General features: G+C 50.0%; 15 protein-coding genes. 6 read left to right on the top strand and 9 right to left on the bottom strand.

The features are described 5' to 3' along the window. Positions 1–90 precede the first annotated feature (90 nt). From DWZ40_RS18245 to DWZ40_RS18230, 4 genes are all read right to left on the bottom strand, one after another. Complete coding sequence (locus tag DWZ40_RS18245) at positions 91–1467, bottom strand: YgeY family selenium metabolism-linked hydrolase (RefSeq protein ID WP_118544271.1); 1377 nt, start codon at positions 1465–1467, stop codon at positions 91–93. Between the two features lie 68 nt (positions 1468–1535). After that, positions 1536–2750, bottom strand: a complete 1215-nt coding sequence (gene dpaL, locus DWZ40_RS18240; RefSeq protein ID WP_118544270.1) for a diaminopropionate ammonia-lyase — start codon at positions 2748–2750, stop codon at positions 1536–1538. A gap of 393 nt (positions 2751–3143) precedes the next feature. Then, entirely contained in the window at positions 3144–5798 is a 2655-nt protein-coding gene (gene glgB / locus DWZ40_RS18235) for a 1,4-alpha-glucan branching protein GlgB (protein WP_118544269.1), read from the bottom strand. Between the two features lie 117 nt (positions 5799–5915). Further along, the gene (locus tag DWZ40_RS18230) at positions 5916–7031 is read right to left on the bottom strand and encodes a DUF3810 domain-containing protein (protein ID WP_118544268.1); all 1116 of its coding nucleotides are present in this window, start codon (positions 7029–7031) and stop codon (positions 5916–5918) included. Between the two features lie 235 nt (positions 7032–7266). Here DWZ40_RS18230 and DWZ40_RS18225 point away from each other — a divergent pair, with 235 nt between their 5' ends. The 6 genes from DWZ40_RS18225 to DWZ40_RS18205 all read left to right on the top strand — a co-directional run bounded on the left by DWZ40_RS18225 (position 7267) and on the right by DWZ40_RS18205 (position 12697). After that, positions 7267–8598 (top strand): potassium transporter TrkG, encoded by a 1332-nt coding sequence (locus DWZ40_RS18225; RefSeq protein ID WP_118544274.1) that lies wholly within the window; start codon positions 7267–7269, stop codon positions 8596–8598. A gap of 19 nt (positions 8599–8617) precedes the next feature. Continuing rightward, a complete protein-coding gene (locus DWZ40_RS18220) occupies positions 8618–9265 on the top strand; it encodes a TrkA family potassium uptake protein (protein WP_118544267.1) in 648 nt (215 codons plus the stop codon). Between the two features lie 16 nt (positions 9266–9281). Further along, on the top strand, positions 9282–9455 hold the full coding sequence (locus DWZ40_RS19695) for a hypothetical protein (RefSeq protein WP_154106736.1): 174 nt from the start codon (positions 9282–9284) through the stop codon (positions 9453–9455). Positions 9456–9644: 189 nt separating this feature from the next. Further along, positions 9645–11534: a DUF4118 domain-containing protein gene (locus tag DWZ40_RS18215; RefSeq protein WP_182431788.1), complete on the top strand. Its 1890-nt coding sequence runs from the start codon at positions 9645–9647 to the stop codon at positions 11532–11534. Then, on the top strand, positions 11527–12225 hold the full coding sequence (locus DWZ40_RS18210; RefSeq protein ID WP_118544265.1) for a response regulator transcription factor: 699 nt from the start codon (positions 11527–11529) through the stop codon (positions 12223–12225). Before DWZ40_RS18215 ends, DWZ40_RS18210 begins: the two co-directional genes overlap by 8 nt. Positions 12226–12337: 112 nt before the next feature. Then, on the top strand, positions 12338–12697 hold the full coding sequence (locus DWZ40_RS18205) for a cupin domain-containing protein (RefSeq protein WP_118544264.1): 360 nt from the start codon (positions 12338–12340) through the stop codon (positions 12695–12697). A 71-nt stretch (positions 12698–12768) separates the two neighbouring features. On the opposite strand, the gene DWZ40_RS18200 is transcribed toward DWZ40_RS18205, so the two are convergent. The 5 genes from DWZ40_RS18200 to atpA form a co-directional block, all read right to left on the bottom strand. Continuing rightward, on the bottom strand, positions 12769–14355 hold the full coding sequence (locus tag DWZ40_RS18200; protein WP_118544263.1) for an AAA family ATPase: 1587 nt from the start codon (positions 14353–14355) through the stop codon (positions 12769–12771). 372 nt (positions 14356–14727) lie between these two features. Continuing rightward, positions 14728–15126, bottom strand: a complete 399-nt coding sequence (gene atpC / locus DWZ40_RS18195; protein WP_118544262.1) for an ATP synthase F1 subunit epsilon — start codon at positions 15124–15126, stop codon at positions 14728–14730. An 11-nt stretch (positions 15127–15137) separates the two neighbouring features. Then, a complete protein-coding gene (gene atpD, locus DWZ40_RS18190) occupies positions 15138–16529 on the bottom strand; it encodes a F0F1 ATP synthase subunit beta (protein ID WP_118544261.1) in 1392 nt (463 codons plus the stop codon). 85 nt (positions 16530–16614) lie between these two features. After that, entirely contained in the window at positions 16615–17478 is an 864-nt protein-coding gene (atpG, locus tag DWZ40_RS18185) for an ATP synthase F1 subunit gamma (protein ID WP_118544260.1), read from the bottom strand. A gap of 19 nt (positions 17479–17497) precedes the next feature. Further along, positions 17498–19000, bottom strand: a complete 1503-nt coding sequence (gene atpA, locus DWZ40_RS18180; protein WP_118544259.1) for a F0F1 ATP synthase subunit alpha — start codon at positions 18998–19000, stop codon at positions 17498–17500. Between the last annotated feature and the right edge of the window lie 12 nt (positions 19001–19012).

Below are 19012 nucleotides of genomic sequence, written 5' to 3'. Positions count from 1 at the left end.
TGATCTCCTTCTTTTCACATATGAAATTATTATTTTGATGCGGTCAACGCAGCATGGCGCTGACCTGCCGGTTACTGAAATAATATCAGATTATTTGATATCGTTGTTGGTCTTGCCTGCACGGAACTGGGAAATATCATCCGTTTTCTTGGAAGCATCGTACAGGTTTGCTGCTGCTACATACATAGCTGCACATCTTACAAGGTCATCTTTGTAGGTGATCTCGTTCGGAGCATGAGCCTGGCTCTCAGCACCCGGGCCAAATCCTACGCACGGAATGCCGTAACGTCCCTGGATTGCAACACCGTTGGTGGAGAAGGTCCACTTATCGATCAGCGGACGGTTGCGGAGCTCCTTGGTGGAATCCGGTCCCATACGCTTGTCGCCGAACAGTGCAACATGAGCATCGTACAGAGCCTGTACATGTGCTGCGTTCTCTTTGTTGATCCAGGTCGGGAAGTAGCACTCGGTCTCATATACTTCGCCGGTCCATGACGGACGGTCGTACATGTACATGGAAACCTCTACGTCATCGCCGTATTTCTTTACGCTCGGCAGCTGACGGATCTCTTCCAGACAGGAATCCCAGGTCTCACCTGCAGTCATACGACGGTCAACAGAGATTGCACAGCTGTCTGCTACTGCACAGCGGCTCGGAGAGGTATAGAAAATCTGGGAAACGGTGCAGGTTCCTCTTCCAAGGAACTGAGCATCCTCGTAGTGCTCCGGATTGTATTTCGGGCTCAGCATCTTTACCAGACCCTTGATATCGGTATCTTCGTCGCAGCCGTTGTTGTTCAGTGCGCGGATATCGGAAATGATGTCAGCCATCTTGTAGATTGCGTTGGAACCACGCTCCGGTGCAGAACCATGGCAGGAAACGCCCTTTACGTCTACACGAATCTCCATACGTCCGCGATGTCCACGGTAGATACCGCCATCGGTCGGCTCAGTAGAGATTACGAACTCCGGAACGATCTTGTCCTTGTTGTAGATGTACTGCCAGCACATACCGTCGCAGTCCTCTTCCTGTACGGAACCAACGATCATGATCTTGTAGCCCTCCGGAATGAGGTTTAAATCCTTCATGATCTTTGCGCCGTAAACAGCACTTGCCATACCGCCTTCCTGGTCGGAACCGCCGCGGCCGTAGATGATCTCGTCAGTCTCGTAGCCCTCGTACGGATCTGCTTCCCAGTTGTTGATGTTGCCGATACCTACGGTATCAATGTGGGAATCGATTGCGATGATCTTATCGCCTTCGCCAATCCAGCCGATTACGTTGCCAAGACCGTCTACTTCTACTTTATCGAAGTTTAATTTCTCCATCTCAGCCTTGATGCATGCTACAACTTCCTTCTCCTCGCAGCTCTCGCTCGGATGAGAGATCATGGCTCTCAAAAATGCAGTCATATCTGCACGGTATCCTTCTGCTGCTGATTTGATTTTTTCAAAATCAAGTCCCATTGTTTTACCCTCCTGGATTATATATGTTCTTGTTATTAGGTTCTTAACTGTCTGTATCCCATTCCTGATTACTCAGCAGTCGGATACTCGCCGCCCCATACGATCTTTTTGTACTTGTCCGGATCGGTGTCTCCCTCGGTAGAGAACATCAAGACCTTACTGTCGCGGTTCAGCTCTAATGCATCGCGCAGCTCTTTGTATTCGTCGTCCTGCATGATGGTAGAGATCACACCCATACCAACAGCTCCGGACTCACCGGATACAACCTTCGGATCTCCCTTAACCGGAGCAGCCAGCATTCTCATACCCTTTGCTGCTACCCAGTCCGGGCAGGAAACGAATGCGGATACATGGTTTCTTAAGATATCCCAGCCGATGATGTTCGGCTCGCCGCATGCAAGACCGGCCATGATCGTCTGAAGGTCACCTCCAACGATGCGCGGCTCGCCGTCTCCTGCAACTGCACCCTTGTACAGGCATGCTGCAGCGCCAGCTTCCATAACAACGAATTTCGGCGGATTTTCCGGATACAGGTTGGTGAAGTAACCAACCACTGCACCTGCAAGGCTTCCGACACCTGCCTGAACGAATACGTGGGTCGGACGGTTTACAGAAACCTCACGCAGCTGCTCTGCAGCCTCGCCTGCCATACTTCCGTAGCCCTGCATGATCCATGCCGGGATCTCCTCGTAGCCTTCCCATGCGGTATCCTGAACGACTACACCGTGCGGGGTTGCTTCTGCCTCAGCTGCTGCCATACGTACACAGTCGTCGTAGTTGACTTCCTCGATGGTTACCTTAGCGCCCTCTTTTGCAATGTTGTCAAAACGGGTCTTGGTGCTGCCCTTCGGCATATGTACAACTGCCTTCTGGCCCAGCTTGTTTGCTGCCCATGCAACGCCTCTGCCGTGGTTTCCGTCAGTAGCGGTAAAGAAGGTAGCCTGACCAAACTCCTCACGGAATTTCTCGCTGGTCAGATAATCGTATGTCATCTCGGACACATCACGTCCCATCTCACTTGCGATGTAGCGTGCCATTGCGAAAGAACCGCCCAGCACCTTAAATGCGTTTAAGCCAAAGCGATAGCTCTCGTCCTTTACAAACAGACCGCCAAGGCCAAGACCCTCAGCCATACCGTCCAGCTTTGCGAGCGGGGTGATGGAATACTGTGGGAAGCTCTTGTGGAACTCACGCGCCTGTTTGATATTCTCAATGCTCATAACAGGCAGGCACTTGTCTTCGCTTTTCGGCATCTTGTTTAATGTCCAAAGAATAGACTCCATTAGTAATATCCTCCTTATAAAATAATCTTACAAAAAGTTTGATTGTACTTATAAAATACAATTTTGAATTTTTGCGCGCATTTGTCATTTTGCATATTTTTTTTCACTTGAACCATTTTTTTTGTATATATTTACATATTATCATGTTTTTCTCAAAATGCAATAGATATTTTATAAAAAGTTAGCCTAAATTTTTTTTTGTAAGATCCTTGTTTTTATGTCAACTTTACTAATTTCGCTGTTATTTATTTAATATTATTAAATATTTTTTATTGTAAATGTAACACAGGATAAAAACGTCAGAATCCCGTGTTGTCCATTAATAAAAAAAAGCGACAAGGTAAACTTTAAAGTTCTCACCTCGTCACTTTTATCGCACATATTATTTTCTTCTTAGTTATTTTTCTTTACCACCGTTTTCTCCGTTGCTTTCTTCACTTCCTCCGCTGTTTTTCTCGCAGTTTCCTGTGCCTTTTTCACCACATCCTTGACTGCTGCTGCCGCAGTCTCTTTCGCAGCCTTTACTGCTTCTTCTGCGCTTCTCGCTACTGTTTCCAGATTTGTCTCCGCATCCTTTTTCGTAGTCTCCGGCTGTAATTCTACATGCTTCTTTGACGCTGCGTTTTTCTTTGCCTTTGTTGTCCGTTTTGGCACCGTAGTCATTTTGGCTGTCACGGTTTTTTCGAGCTCTGCAGACTTCTTCCTTCCAGCGTTCTTGGCAGTCGCTGCCTTTTTCTCCGCAGTCTTCGTTCCTGCTGTCTTCGTCTCTGCAGTCTTTTTCGCTGTCGCTTTCTTTGGTGCTGCCGGCTTCTTCGGTGCTGCCGGTTCGCAGGAGAACACGATCATCGCCATAGGCGGCACATCGACCAGCATGGAGTAATCCCGTCCATCGAACGCTTCCTTCTTTGCTGCCTTTACGCGGGAATTGCCCACACCGCTTCCGCCAAACTTCTTCGCATCGCTGTTGAAGATTTCTTTGTATCTTCCGGCAAACGGAAGTCCGATCTGATATTTTTCATGGACAACCGGTGCAAAGTTGCAGACAAAGAGCAAGGTTTCCTCCGGCTTATCGGTCTTTCTGGTAAATACGACGATATTGTCTGCCGCAGAGGTACAGTTGATCCATTCAAAGCCCTCCGGTTCAAAGTCTTTCTGGTACATAGCCGGATGGCTGCGGTAGAATTCGTTCAGCGCTTTCACGTAGTCCTGCATGTTCTTGTGCAGCGGGTATTCCAGAATATTCCACGGAAGCTCCTCATTCTCATTCCATTCGGAGATCTGCGCAAATTCCTGTCCCATGAACAACAGTTTCTTGCCCGGGTGTCCGTACATAAAACCGTATGCGGTTCGCAGGTTCGCTGCCTTTTCCTCATATGTCTCACCCGGCATCTTTAAGAGCATGGAAGATTTACCATGTACCACTTCATCGTGGGAGAATACCAGTACAAAGTCCTCACTGTAGGCATAGAGCATGCTGAAAGTCAGCTCGCCGTAATGCTGGTTGCGGAAATAAGGATCGCACTGCATGTAACCGGTAAAATCATTCATCCAGCCCATGTTCCACTTATAGTCAAAGCCCAGACCATTCTCTTTCACGGAACCGGTGATCTGCGGCCATGCGGTAGATTCCTCCGCGATCAGAAGACCGCCCCTGATCTCCTTTTTGAAGATACTGTTTAAATGCTTCAGAAAATCCACGGCCTCCAGATTCTCATGGCCGCCGTAGATATTGGCCACCCACTCGCCATCGTTCTTGCCGTAATCCAGATACAGCATGGACGCCACTGCATCCATACGGATACCGTCTGCGTGGTACTGCTTTGCCCAGAACAATGCATTTGCGATCAGGAAGTTTGTAACCTGCGGCCGTCCGTAATTATAGATCAGGGTACCCCAGTGCGGATGCGCACCCTGCCTCGGGTCCTGATGCTCGTAAACACAGCTTCCATCGAAGCATGCCAGACCGTGGGCGTCACGCGGAAAATGAGCCGGTACCCAGTCCAGGATCACGCCGATACCCTGTTCATGCATGTAATTCATGAAATACATAAAATCATCCGGCGTGCCATACCTGCTTGTCGGCGCATAGTAGCCGGTTACCTGATAGCCCCAGGATTCGTCTAACGGATGCTCCATCACCGGCATCAGTTCCACATGGGTATAGCCCAGCTTTTTCACATACTCTGCCAGCTTCGGCGCGATCTCCCGGTAGTTGTAAAACTCCGAACCGGTTACCGGCTCCCCGTCTTCGTCCAGTTTTAATTCATGGCGCATCCAGGAGCCCAGATGCAGTTCATAGATGGAAAGCGGCTTGTCCTTGGCCGCCTCCAGCTCCCGGTTCTTCATCCAGACCTCATCACTCCAGGTGAACTGCTCCAGGTCCCAGACGATGGAGGCATTGTCCGGACGCAGCTCTGAGTAGTTTCCGTACGGATCTGATTTCAGCATCGGTTCCCCGCGATGGTTCTTGATCTCATATTTGTAAAGTGTTCCGGCTTTCAGCCCCGGCATAAACAGTTCAAAGACCCCCGAATCCCCAAGACGTTTCATCTGATGGCGGCGGCCGTCCCACATATTAAAATCACCGACCACACTGACACGCATGGCACACGGTGCCCATACGGCAAAATAAACACCGTTTACGCCGTCAATGGTCATCGGATGCGCACCCATTTTGCGGTATACATCATAATAGATTCCTGCGTCAAACTTTTTCAGTTCTGCGTCTGTAAACCGAGACGGGAATGCGTATGGATCCTGCAATTCCTCCGTTGTCCCGTTATCGTAAGTAATCTCCAGGAGATATTTGCTCATCTTCTTCCCATGCAGGAGCACCGCATAATATCCGGCCTCGTCCTGCAGTTCCATAGGATAGCTCTTATTTCCAACCTTCGCTGCCACAGCTACTGCGTGCGGCATGAACACCTGGATCAGCAGTCCCTCTTCCACCTCATGCGCTCCCAGAAGGCGTTCCGGATTTGCCGCCTCGGAATACACGATTTCCTCAATTCCAGCCCAGTCCATTAAATCATATAATACCTGATCCATTGATAGCCCTCCCAAAATATAGAGTCGGAAATTCGACAAAAATTGCGACTTTTCAAATTTTCCGATCATTAATTCTGAAATTTATTATAGCCGATTTTTCTCGCGTTTTCCACTGGTTTAATCCAAATTTATCAAGTTTTCGTTAAGAAATCGCTGCTGTATTCTTCGGTAGGATAACATCAGGTCCACCATCCTTCCGTAGCTTTTCACGCCGTCGGCCTGGGAGTTCATTTTCAGATAAGTGTCATTCATCCGGGTTGCCGCCTCCGAAACTTTACTCTCGTACCGGTTCCAGAACTCGGAATTTGCGTCCAGATCGGTTCGTGCTTCCTCACAAAGTTCGTTTGTCAGTTCTATGTAACGCCTCCTGTCTGCCCGTGCCAGGGCATTTCCCGCATAAACCCAGCCGGTCAGGTAACCGCTATAGCGGAACGCTTCATTTTCTGATGAAACACAGGCCAGATACCCGATAAAATTCGCCTCATCCTCCCGCATAAAGCCCTTCAGATGAGATAACTCATGGCAAAGGGTATGAGGCACGTTGTAATCCGGCATGTCCCCGTTATAGTTCGCTTCCACCGTAAACGGAGAGTAAACGCCACACAGCTGCTGCACGGAAAGGATCTGGGAAATGAAAACCTCTTTGGGTTTCGGATAAAAACCGGACAGGCACGGAAACTGCGCGCCCGCTGCCTGCATGGCGTGTACACTTTCTTCCCTCCAGTTCTTTTTGTTTTCGCGATAGGACTGACGCCCGTTTTTTGCGGCTTCATTCACCTGCCGGACCAGTTCCTCGCAAAGCTCCTCCAATTCTCTCATGCTATATTTCCCATCCTCCAAACCGGCATAAGAAGAAAAAGAGGAGGCATAGTAATTGATGCCACAGTTGACGGTGTATAAAAACAGCAGCGTACCGACGATCAAAAGCCACCGCCTGCCAATGACTGTCAGAATTTTTGCAGTTTCCGGTCGGATTAGCACCGCAGACAGACGCACTACATCCAGAAACAGCAGGCACAGCAGACCATACAGCCCCATCTCCGCTACAGAAAATGGCAGCAGCCCCGTCAATCGCCCCACACCTTCCACGATCCACGGGTAAATATGGTGGGCATACCAAGTGCCAAAGCCCGGAAGTGTCCGGGCAGAAAGCTGAAATACTGCTGTCAGAAGCAGCAGGGAGATTCCTGCTGCCACAAAATATTGACTGTCATATCGCTTATTCTTTTTCATGAATCTCTCCTGAAATGTGTACCTCAAATATTGTCCAATAACAGCATGTTTTTACTATAGTTTACTATATATTTTCACTATTTTCCATACAATACAAAAAAAGCAGGAGCCAAAATCTTTGTACCATCTTAATACCGGGCAAAATACCTTTGTGCCCTCTTTAACTCTTTTTTTCTATAATGGAACTAACAAAAACAACGGTATCACTGCCCGACAGAAGATTGGAGCTGTATCCATGAAAACATTGTCCATAAAACCATTAAATTCTTTTCAGATCATTGTCCTGGGATTTGCCGGAGTCATTCTGGCCGGCGCACTTCTTTTAATGCTGCCGGTTTCCTCCGCCACCCACTGCGTTACTCCGTTTTTAAATGCGTTATTCACCTCCACTACCTCCGTCTGCGTGACAGGCCTGATCGTGGTCGATACCGGTACCTACTGGTCCGTTTTCGGTCAGGCTGTGATCCTGGTGCTGATCCAGATTGGCGGCATGGGAGTCGTAACTGTCGCTGCAGCAGTCACCATCGTTTCCGGACGCAAGATCGGTCTGATGCAGCGCAGTACCATGCAGGAAGCCGTGGCCGCACCAAAGATGAGCGGCATTGTGCGCCTGACCGGCTTTATCATCCGGGCTACGCTCCTGATCGAGCTGTCCGGTGCCGCTCTGCTGGCCCCTGTATTTTGCAGAGACTTTGGCCCCATCCATGGACTCTGGATGGCCGTGTTCCATTCCATTTCCGCCTTCTGCAACGCAGGGATCGATCTGATGGGAATCCGCATTCCCTTTTCTTCCCTCACGCTTTATGCCGCAAGCCCACTGGTCAACCTGGTCATCATGGCACTTATCATCATCGGCGGCATCGGCTTTCTGACCTGGGAAGATATTCGCAGCAATCAGCTTCATTTCAGCCGGTACCGCATGCAGAGCAAGGTCATTTTAACCACCACAGCCATCCTGATCCTGTTTCCTGCCCTCTATTTCTATTTCGGAGAATTCCGGCAGGGAAGCTTTGGAACAAGACTTCTTTTATCCCTGTTTCAGTCGGTTACTCCGCGAACAGCCGGTTTCAATACGGCAGACTTCAGCCAGCTCAGCGCATCCGGCCAGATGCTGACCATCATTCTGATGCTCATCGGCGGAAGCCCCGGTTCTACAGCAGGAGGCATGAAAACCACTACCCTCGCAGTTCTTACCGCCACTGCCGTATCGGTCTTTCGGCGGAACGAAACCCCGGAGCTGTTTAAGCGCCGGATTGCCACGGAAACTGTAGCAAATGCTGCCTCCATCCTGATGATGTATCTCAGTCTCTGTCTGACCGGCGCATTTCTCATCAGCCGCATAGAGGAGCTTCCCATGATGGCATGTATGTTTGAAACGGCCTCAGCGGTAGGCACGGTCGGACTCAGCTTCGGCATTACTCCCGGGCTCGGGAGTATCTCCCGGATCATCCTGATCATCCTGATGTATCTGGGAAGAGTCGGAGGACTGACTTTAATCTACGCCGCATTGTCCGGACACCGGATCCGGCTTGGTAAATATCCATTGGAAAAAATCACTGTGGGATAACACGTAAAGGAGCAAGATCATGAAATCAATTTTACTGATTGGCCTCGGCCGTTTTGGAAAACATATTGCCATGGAGCTGCATTCCCTGGGGCACCAGGTGATGGCAGTCGATCATAATGAGGTGCGTGTCAACGAAGCACTTTCTTTCCTGACCAGCGCTCAGATTGGTGACAGCACCTCGGAGGATTTTCTTTCTTCCCTGGGCGTACGCAATTTCGATGTCTGCATTGTTGCTATCGGAACTGACTTTCAAAGTTCTCTGGAAACCACATCGCTCTTAAAGGAGTTAGGTGCCAGACTGGTTGTCTCCCGGGCTGCCAGAGATGTCCATGCCAAGTTCCTGCTGCGCAACGGCGCGGATGAAGTCGTCTACCCGGAAAAACAGCTGGCCAAGTGGACCGCCATTCGCTGCAGCTCTGACCACATCCGGGATTTTGTTGATCTTGACGGAGATCATGATCTGTTTGAAGTCGATCTTCCTGACCAGTGGATCGGCATGAGTGTCTCGCAGATCGACATCCGGAAGCAGTATGGCATCAACATCATCGGAGTGCGCCATAATGGCAAAATTGAGTATTCGGTTACGCCGCAGACCAGTTTTTGCGCAGGAGACTCCATCCTGGTCCTTGGCCGCTACCACGATCTGCAGAAATGTTTCCGGATCTGATTTCGGAGGTGATCTTATGGGAAATCTGATTCTGATTCTCTTTCTCATCCTGTTTTTTACCTTCATCTATCTGCTTATGAGCCGGATTGACCAGATTCTGGACCGGCTGCGCAAAGGGAATCTGCGCATGGAACAGCAGCGGCCGGATCCTGACCGGAAAATGCCGGAAGAAAATGATTCTTTAGATTGATTTGCAAAAGAATCCGTTTTATGATGGAAATCAGAAAAAACATGCCCGAATATGGAAGGATCCAGCATTATGATACAGGATAACAATTTTTCTGAAACATATCATTCCGAAAGGCAGACCAGGGAGCATATCCTCGTCTGTCTTTCTTCTGCGCCATCAAACCTGAGGATCGTGCAGACGGGTGCCCGTATGTCTGAGGCTTTTCATGGCACCCTGACTGCGCTCTATGTCCAGACACCGGATCATTCTGCCATGTCCAAAGAAGATCAGAATCGTCTGAAAGAACACATGCGTCTGGCCGAGCAACTTGGCGCATCCATCGAAACGGTATATGGGGACGATGTTTCCTACCAGATCGCGGAATTTTCGCGCCTCAACAATATTACAAAAATTGTCCTCGGGCGCAGCAATATCCGGCGGCGGCATATCTGGAGCAAGCCGTCCCTGACAGAAAAGCTGACAGAAATCGCGCCGAATCTGGATATCTACATTATTCCGGATGCTGCCTCCGCTCACAGCAGCTACCACCCCAGAGGGCATCTCCGGAATGCAGTCTGGAATATTCAGGCAACAGATCTGCTGCGCACCGTTTGCATTCTGATTTCCGTGACACTGACCGGTCTCTTCTTCTACCGGGCCGGACTGTCAGAAGCAAACATCATCACGCTTTATATCCTCGGAGTCCTGCTGGCCTCCATCGCCACGACCGGATGGAGCTGCAGTCTGCTGGCTTCTACCTGCAGCGTTATTGTTTTTAACTATTTTTTTACCACTCCGCGCTTCACCTTTCATGTGTACGGAAAGGATTATCCGGTCACCTTTATTGTGATGTTTGCCGTGGCCCTGTTAAGCAGTGCCCTGACCACCCGTCTGAAGGATCACGCCCGCCAGTCCGCCAAGCTGGCCTACCGCACCAAGGTCCTGTTTGACACCAACCAGCTTCTGCAAAAGGCAGAAACCGACAAAGCAATCCTGAATACCCTGATTTCCCAGATCCAAAAATTACTCGGAAAACACATCATCATTTACCCGGTTCAACATGGGACATTAGGAACACCCATCCTCTCCCCGGATCCTGCTTCCGCAGAAAAATCCGAATTTCTGACCTGCCCCCGGGAACGGGAGGTTGCCCTGTGGGTTCTGGCTCACAACAAACGGGCCGGTGCCTATACCGACACCTTTCCGGATGCTCTGTGCCATTATCTGGCCATCCGGGTACAGGATGCTGTCTATGGAGTTGCCGGCATGGAAGCCGGAGAGCATCCCATGGATTCCTTTGAATACAGCGTTCTGGTTTCCATACTGGGAGAGGGCGCCCTGGCCATGGAAAACCGCCAGAATATCCGGGAAAAAGAGCAGGCAGCTCTTCTGATGGAAAAGGAACGGTTCCGGGCCAATCTCCTGCGCACCATCTCCCATGACCTGCGCACCCCGCTGACTGCCATATCCGGCAATGCCAGCAACCTGCTCTCCAACCATTCCGCCATCGACGACGCCACCCGGCTGCAGATCTATGCGGACATCTACGACGATTCCATGTGGCTGATCAATCTGGTGGAAAACCTGCTGGCTGTCACCCGCATCGAAGACGGCCGCATGAACCTGCGCATGGAAACCGAACTGGTCAGCGAGGTCATTTCCGAAGCGCTCCGTCATGTCAGCCGTCAAAGCGTTGAACATAGCATTACAGCAGAAAGCACGGATGATTTTCTGCTTGCCCGCATGGATGCCAGACTCATTGTGCAGGTCATCATCAACCTGGTGGACAATGCCATCAAATATACGCAAAAAGGCAGCCGGATCCAGATCCTGACCGACAGGCTGGCATCAAAGGTGCGGATCCGGGTCACGGATGACGGTCCGGGCATTCCGGATGAAGCAAAGCCTTTTGTCTTTAATATGTGTTATACCGGCGCAAACCGCATTGCAGACAGCCGCAGAAGCCTGGGACTCGGGCTCTGCCTGTGCCGCTCCATCATCCGGGCACATGGCAGCGAGATCACACTTACAGACAATACGCCTTCCGGCTGTATTTTTTCCTTTACACTACCCTGCGAGGAGGTAACCATTCATGAATAAACCACTGATTCTGGTTGTGGAGGATGACGCACCCGTCCGCAATCTGATCACCACCACCTTAAAGCTGCACGATTACCGCTTTCTGACCGCTGCAAACGGAGAAACCGCGCTGATCGAGGCATCCTCCCACAATCCGGATATCATTCTGCTGGATCTTGGACTTCCGGATATTGACGGCATCGACATCATCCGGCAGATCCGCACCTGGAGCATGACCCCCATTATCGTCATCAGCGCCCGCAGCGAGGATACCGACAAAATTGAAGCTCTGGACAATGGTGCCGATGATTACCTGACCAAGCCCTTTTCCGTTGATGAGCTTCTGGCCCGCCTGCGCGTGACCCAGCGCCGCTTAAGCTTCATGCAGGAAACCATGTCCGCCCAGGATTCCGTGTTTGTCAACGGTCCTCTGAAGATTGATTTTTCTGCCGGATGCGCCTGCTTAAACGAGGAGCCGCTGCCCCTGACCCCTACCGAGTACAAGCTTCTGTGCCTGATGGCCCGCAACGTGGGAAAGGTCCTGACCCACACCTATATCACCGAGCATATATGGGGGAGCAATTTTAAAAGCGATGTAGCCTCTCTCCGGGTCTTTATGGCAACGCTCCGCAAAAAGCTGGAATCCGCTCCGGGCGCTCCCCAGCAGATCCAGACCCATATCGGAGTCGGATACCGGATGCTGAGATTGTAATCTTCCATAATTTTATATTTCATTTTGTTTCAATTTGGGATATACTTTTGATAACACGTGACCGTGGAAACATGGAACAGTCACGATATTACAGACTAAGGAGGCTGAAATTATGGTTCGCAAAGAAAATACCGTTGCGGTTGAACATCTGGGTGGCGGCAAAGGTACCGCATATGTGCATCACATCATTTCCAAAGAAGAATTTTTAGGTCACGGCAGAATGTACGCTAAGGTGGTACTTCCTCCGGGCGCAAGCGTAGGTTGGCACCAGCACGTCCATGACACCGAGCCGTATTACATTTTAAAGGGACAGGCTGACTTCATCGACAACGACAAGTCTGTCACCAAGGTTGGCCCTGGCGACTGCTGCATCATCGAGGTCGGACAGTTCCACAGCCTGGAAAACAACTCCAGCGAAGATGTGGAGTTCATGGCACTTATCTACAATGAGCCGGGATTTTTGTACGAGTAAAATTACGCATGACAAAGTGAAAGATGGAGCATCCACAAAAAACAGTTGTGAGTGCTCCGTCTTTATTATTGTTACATTTCAAACCGTTCTATCCTACACTGATGTTCCTTACTCTTTTTATCATAATTAATTCCCACCAGCAAAATTTCTCCTGTATAAGCTGTAAGTGCATCTGCATAATGCCTGTCATGAATTTGCGTAAGTGCTGTCGTTGCATTTTTATCCCACTTCAGTTCCACAAGCAACGCTGGATATTGTCCAACCCGCTCGCGCTTCGGAATGTACACAAAATCCGCAAAGCCACGCCCCGCCGGTAATTCCCGCACTGGCTTGAAATAATATTTCATGGCACTTAAATACGCAATTGTCAAAACACAGCTTAGGGAATTCTCATCATTGTATGAGATATTAGCTGCATATTCCGTATGAACTTTCTCGATTGCAGCTGCAACCGCATCTTCATCCATGTCCAATGTTGCAGTAAGCAACTGATCGGATGCCTGCTTAAACTCCAGGAACTCATCCCATCCGTTTTCTTCTACAGCTTCAATAAATTCACTGCGGATCTCTTCATTTGGAATAAATGCAGTCTGTTCCGTCTGATTATACGCAAGATATCCCAGATGAATCAGGGCTGTCATGACATCATCTTTGTTTTTGAAACTGACCATATCATTCTGATAGGATTTGGTCTTCACAGGAATGGTATTGCCTGAAAGCATCGTAATCAAGGCCGATTTCAAACCGTCAAAATCCATGTTGATCAGTGGGACAATTGCTTCATAAGTTCCGGTTTTTGACCAGTAGCTCTGAAAGGTTCCCCGCTGCATAATACTCACAACTGCCCTGGGATTATAGACTTGATAATCGCCCAACTGATATCCGTCATACCAGCGTTTCACTTCTTCGAAATCACGTCCATACTGTCCACATAATGTTTTTACTTCGTCTTCGGTAAAACCAATATACGGTGCGAATACACTGGGGTCCAGCATAGTAAATTCTTCAAAATTATTGAGTGCAGACTGTGTCTTTAATTTTTTGATCGGCAGAATTCCCGTCAGATAGGCCAGATGCAGAAATCTTGTCGGCTCCGTTCCTTTAAACATCCCTCGAAGAAAGTTGATATACGCTTCCTGGACAGAATGATTTGCCGCCTCATCACGAATTAAAACATCCCACTCATCAATGATCACCACAAACTGCTCTTTTGTTGCCGCATAAATGGCTGACAGCGCTTCCGGCAATGTCATAATCTGCTCAGAAAAAATCTGCGGATAATACGCTCGAAGCTCTGACAACACACTTTCCGTAATATATGCCACAATCCGGTTTACATCATCAACGTTTGCCAGGAACCATTGAATGTCAATATGAATGACATCGTATTGGTTGAGATGTTTTCCAAAATCCGCTTCTTTTCCGATATTCAGATTTATAAACATCTCTTTCGAATCACAGCCTTTGCTGTAATAAGCCGTCAGCATATCTGCCGTGATTGATTTTCCAAACCTGCGCGGACGACTGTTGCAGATATATTTTTCTGTGGTATCAATCACGCTGTTAATGTATTCCAGAAGTTCCGTCTTATCGATGTATATTTTCGAATTTAACGCCGTCTGAAATGCGCTGTTGTCCGGATTTACAAATCTGCCCATATTCTCATCTCCTTTCCAAATTTATGGTTACTGTTCACGCGTTGCGCAAACAGCAACGGATTTTGCCGATGCTTCGCATTCCAAATCGGCAAAATCTGCTACCACAACGGTATCGTACGGAATTTTCAGTTCAGAAAATTCCTACCCTTGTACAGTAACAATTTATGCTCCATTGCGCAAATATTCCGTCAAATATCCGTCTTGTTCCTCTCTACTTGTTATTATATGTATTTCCACTGCGAATAGCAATAAATAAAAGCATAGAAAAAGCCCCGCAAAATTCTATTACGGTTCACGCATGCGTGCCCGGCAACAGAAACTTTGCAGAGCTTTATTCTTAATGTGACAATTGCTCAGTCCATTGCAATTGCCTTAATGTCTCAAATTCAAACGCACCATCGCGCGCTTGAGCGCTGCTTCCGCACGCGCTACATCCAGATCAGCCTGACCGGAGGAAAGGCGGCGCTCCGCACGGGAACGTGCCTCTTCTGCACGGTGATAGTCGATCTCATCCGGCCACTCCACTACCTCTGCCATGATCGTTACCTGCTCCGGCAGAATGGTGATGAATCCGGACATGAGTGCTGCTTCCTTCTCACCGCCGTTCTCATGGATCTTGAGGACGCCTGGCGCAACAACAGCAGTCAGCGGAATGTGGTCCGGGTAAATACCGATCTCACCCTCGGTGGTGGTCAGCTCTACCATGGAGACATCTCCGTCGTAGAACCCGCCGGTCGGGGTGACAACCTTTAATTTCATTCCATCAGCCATAGACGTACCCCCTATTTCACGCGGGCAAGAACGTCGTCGATATTACCTGCATTCAGGAAATACTGCTCCGGAATGTCGTCATGCTTGCCTTCCAGGATCTCCTTGAAGCCCTGAATGGTCTCGCTTAACGGAACGTAACGGCCTTCCAGACCGGTGAACTGTCCTGCTACGAAGAACGGCTGGGATAAGAATCTCTGGATCTTACGTGCACGGGATACGGTCAGCTTATCTTCCTCGGAAAGCTCATCCATACCTAACATGGCGATGATATCCTGCAGCTCTTTGTACTTCTGCAGAACCTCCTGCACGCCGCGGGCTACCTTGTAGTGCTCCTCACCAACGACACGCGGGTCGAGGATACGGGAGGTGGACTCCAGCGGATCTACTGCCGGGTAAATACCCTGCTCTACGATGGCACGGCTTAATACCGTGGTTGCATCCAGATGTGCGAAGGTGTTTGCCGGAGCCGGGTCGGTTAAGTCATCGGCCGGCACGTAAACTGCCTGCACGGAAGTGATGGAACCGTTCTTGGTAGAGGTGATACGCTCCTGAAGAGCACCCATCTCGGTCTGCAGAGTCGGCTGGTAACCTACTGCGGACGGCATACGTCCAAGCAGTGCAGATACCTCGGAACCTGCCTGGGTGAAACGGAAGATGTTGTCGATGAACAACAGGACATCCTTACCACCTTTGTCACGGAAGTACTCTGCCATGGTCAGACCAGTCAGGCCGACTCTCATACGTGCTCCCGGCGGCTCGTTCATCTGACCGAATACCATGGTGGTCTTATTGATAACGCCAGACTCGGTCATCTCGTAGTAAAGGTCATTACCCTCACGGGTACGCTCACCTACACCGGTGAATACGGAATATCCGCCGTGCTCGGTAGCGATGTTACGAATCAGCTCCTGGATCAGGACGGTCTTACCTACACCAGCACCGCCGAACAGACCGATCTTACCACCCTTCTGATAAGGGCAGAGCAGGTCTACGACTTTGATACCGGTCTCAAGGATCTCAGTCTGGGTGGACTGTTCCTCAAAGGTAGGAGCTTTTCTGTGGATCGGAAGGTACTCTTCCACCTGTGGCTTTTCTTTATTGTCGATCGGCTCGCCCAGTACGTTGAAAATACGGCCCAGCGTATTCTCACCAACCGGTACAGAAATCGGTGCGCCGGTTGCAATGGCGTCCATACCACGTCTCAGACCATCGGTGGTTCCCATTGCGATACATCTTACGGTATCGTCACCAAGATCCTGTGCAACCTCGACGGTCAGGGTGCCGCCATCCTCAAGCGGTACCTTGATTGCCTCGTTGATTTCCGGAATCTTGCCCTGGGAGAACTTGATATCCATGACCGCACCGATGATCTGTGTGATCTTACCAGTATTTTGTTCTGCCATCTTGCTTCTCCTTTTATTTCTTTCTCGAATGCACTCCCTGGGAGCGCTATCGTTTTGGCAGGGCACCAGGCTCTGTCAAAACAGATTAATTGATCGCATTTGCGCCTGCAATGATCTCCGTAAGCTCCTGGGTAATGGAACCCTGACGCGCACGGTTGTACTGCAGCTCTAACTTGCCCAGCATCTCTTCTGCATTGTTGGTTGCCGAATCCATGGCGGTCATACGCGCACCATTTTCACTGGCAACTGCCTCCTGCAGCGCACCAAAGATCAGACTGCTCATATATTTCGGGATAATCATATCGAGCACTTCTTCTTCGCTCGGCTCGTAGTTCATGAGTGCTTCCGCTTTCGGAGCCTCTGCTTCGCCGCTTTCTTCCATGGTAAACGGAAGGAGCTTGATGAGCTTCGGAATATGAACTACGGTGTTCTTGAACGAAGTATATGCAAGATAGATCTCTCCGACCTCTCCGCGTCCGAATGCTGCCAGCAGTTCTTTTGTGAGATCTGCCGCATCCTGGTAAGCCGGCTCGTCGATCACCTCGGAGTAGTCCGCAGTGATCTCGTAGCCTTTCTTTGCCAGTCCGTCACGGCCCTTACGGCCAATGGCGTAGACCCGGGTCTTCTCCGGGGTCAGCGCCTCATTTCCTGCGATGAGCTTGACAATGTTGTTGTTGTAGCCGCCGGCAAGGCCGCGGTTGGAAGTGATCGCAATGACCGCCTTTCCATCCGTATTGCCTGCCCGCAGGTATTTGTGGTCGATGGTTCCTGACTTTTTCAGCATGGAAGAGATCGTCTCATACATCAAGTCGAAATAAGGCTTGGAGCCTTCTGCTTTCTGTCTGGATTTCTGCAGCTTGACTGTAGAAACCAGCTTCATGGCTTTGGTAATCTGGCCGGTGCTCTGGATACTTGCTTTTCTGCGTTTAATATCTCTCATCGATGCCATGATCGTTCACCTGCCTTATCTAGCGCTGCTCTTTGCACTCTTTGATTGCTTTTACAAGCAGAGCCTCGGTCTCCTCAGACAGCACCTTGGTGTCACGGATTGCTGCCGGGATCTCCGGGTACTTGCTGTCAATATACTTGAATAAATCTTTCTCGAATGCCAGCACATCTGCAACCGGAATATCAAGAAGATGCTTTCTGGTTGCTGCGTAAATGATGATTACCTGGTACTCAACCGGCATTGGCTGGTACTGAGGCTGTTTTAAGACTTCACGGATGCGCTCGCCCTGTGCCAGCTGCTCGGTGGTTGCGGCATCCAGCTCGGAACCGAACTGCGCGAAGCTTGCCAGCTCACGGTACTGTGCCAGTTCCACACGGATCGGCGCTGCAATCTTCTTGATTGCCTTGATCTGTGCCGCGCCGCCTACACGGGATACGGACAGACCAGCGTTGATTGCCGGACGGAAACCGGAGTTGAACATCTCAGTCTCAAGGTAAATCTGACCATCGGTAATGGAAATAACGTTGGTCGGAATGTATGCGGATACATCGCCCGCCTGGGTCTCGATGATCGGCAGTGCGGTTAAGGAACCGCCGCCTAAATCGTCAGAAAGACGGGATGCGCGCTCCAGCAGTCTGGAGTGCAGATAGAATACATCGCCCGGATAAGCCTCACGTCCCGGCGGTCTCTTCAGAAGAAGGGACAGGGTACGGTAAGCGGCAGCGTGCTTGGTTAAGTCATCGTAGACAACCAGTACGTCCTCTCCGTTTTCCATCCACTCCTCACCGATCGCACATCCGGAATATGGTGCGATGTACTGTAATGGAGCTAAGTCGGATGCTGTGGAAACTACGATGGTGGTGTAGTCCATAGCGCCGAACTCCTCTAAGGTTCTTACAATGTTGGCAACGGTAGATGCCTTCTGGCCGATTGCCACGTAGATACAGTGAACGCCCTGACCTTTCTGGTTGATGATGGTATCGATCGCGATCGCGGTCTTACCGGTCTGACGGTCACCGATGATCAGCTCACGCTGTCCACGGCCGATCGGGATCATGGCATCGATTGCCTTGATACCGGTCTGTAACGGGGTGTCTACCGATTTTCTCTCGATTACGCCGTGAGCGACACGCTCAACACGGCGGAATTTGTCAGTCTCGATCGGGCCTTTGCCATCGATCGGCATACCCAGTGCGTTGACAACTCGTCCGGTCATGGCGTCGCCTACCGGGACCTCAACCACACGTCCGGTTGTCTTAACGATATCTCCCTCACTGATGTTCCTGGTGTCACCTAAGAGAACGACACCTACGTTGTCTTCCTCCAGGTTCTGGACCATGCCGTATACTTCTCCCGGGAATTCCAGAAGCTCACCCTGCATGGCTTTCTCCAGTCCATGAACTCGAGCGATACCATCCGCAACCGTGATTACGGTGCCGACGTCAGAGACTTCCAGTTTGGTAGAATACTTTGCAATCTGTTCTTTGATTACCGAACTGATTTCTTCTGGTCTCAAATTCATTGTCTGTTCCTT

Source organism: Clostridium sp. AF32-12BH (assembly GCF_003477935.1).
GTDB lineage: Bacteria > Bacillota > Clostridia > Lachnospirales > Lachnospiraceae > Brotaphodocola.
The sequence above is the reverse complement of the archived record's forward strand: the minus strand, read 5'-3'. Positions and strand labels throughout refer to the sequence as shown.

Coding starts and splice junctions, on each gene's coding strand:
- dpaL (WP_118544270.1), bottom strand. CDS start 2,750: ATGGAGTCTATTCTTTGGACATTAAACAAGATGCCGAAAAGCGAAGAC.
- atpG (WP_118544260.1), bottom strand. CDS start 17,478: ATGGCATCGATGAGAGATATTAAACGCAGAAAAGCAAGTATCCAGAGC.
- DWZ40_RS18220 (WP_118544267.1), top strand. CDS start 8,618: ATGAAATCAATTTTACTGATTGGCCTCGGCCGTTTTGGAAAACATATT.
- DWZ40_RS18200 (WP_118544263.1), bottom strand. CDS start 14,355: ATGGGCAGATTTGTAAATCCGGACAACAGCGCATTTCAGACGGCGTTA.
- DWZ40_RS18215 (WP_182431788.1), top strand. CDS start 9,645: ATGTCTGAGGCTTTTCATGGCACCCTGACTGCGCTCTATGTCCAGACA.
- atpC (WP_118544262.1), bottom strand. CDS start 15,126: ATGGCTGATGGAATGAAATTAAAGGTTGTCACCCCGACCGGCGGGTTC.
- DWZ40_RS18245 (WP_118544271.1), bottom strand. CDS start 1,467: ATGGGACTTGATTTTGAAAAAATCAAATCAGCAGCAGAAGGATACCGT.
- atpA (WP_118544259.1), bottom strand. CDS start 19,000: ATGAATTTGAGACCAGAAGAAATCAGTTCGGTAATCAAAGAACAGATT.
- DWZ40_RS18225 (WP_118544274.1), top strand. CDS start 7,267: ATGAAAACATTGTCCATAAAACCATTAAATTCTTTTCAGATCATTGTC.
- DWZ40_RS18205 (WP_118544264.1), top strand. CDS start 12,338: ATGGTTCGCAAAGAAAATACCGTTGCGGTTGAACATCTGGGTGGCGGC.
- atpD (WP_118544261.1), bottom strand. CDS start 16,529: ATGGCAGAACAAAATACTGGTAAGATCACACAGATCATCGGTGCGGTC.
- DWZ40_RS18210 (WP_118544265.1), top strand. CDS start 11,527: ATGAATAAACCACTGATTCTGGTTGTGGAGGATGACGCACCCGTCCGC.
- DWZ40_RS19695 (WP_154106736.1), top strand. CDS start 9,282: ATGGGAAATCTGATTCTGATTCTCTTTCTCATCCTGTTTTTTACCTTC.
- glgB (WP_118544269.1), bottom strand. CDS start 5,798: ATGGATCAGGTATTATATGATTTAATGGACTGGGCTGGAATTGAGGAA.
- DWZ40_RS18230 (WP_118544268.1), bottom strand. CDS start 7,031: ATGAAAAAGAATAAGCGATATGACAGTCAATATTTTGTGGCAGCAGGA.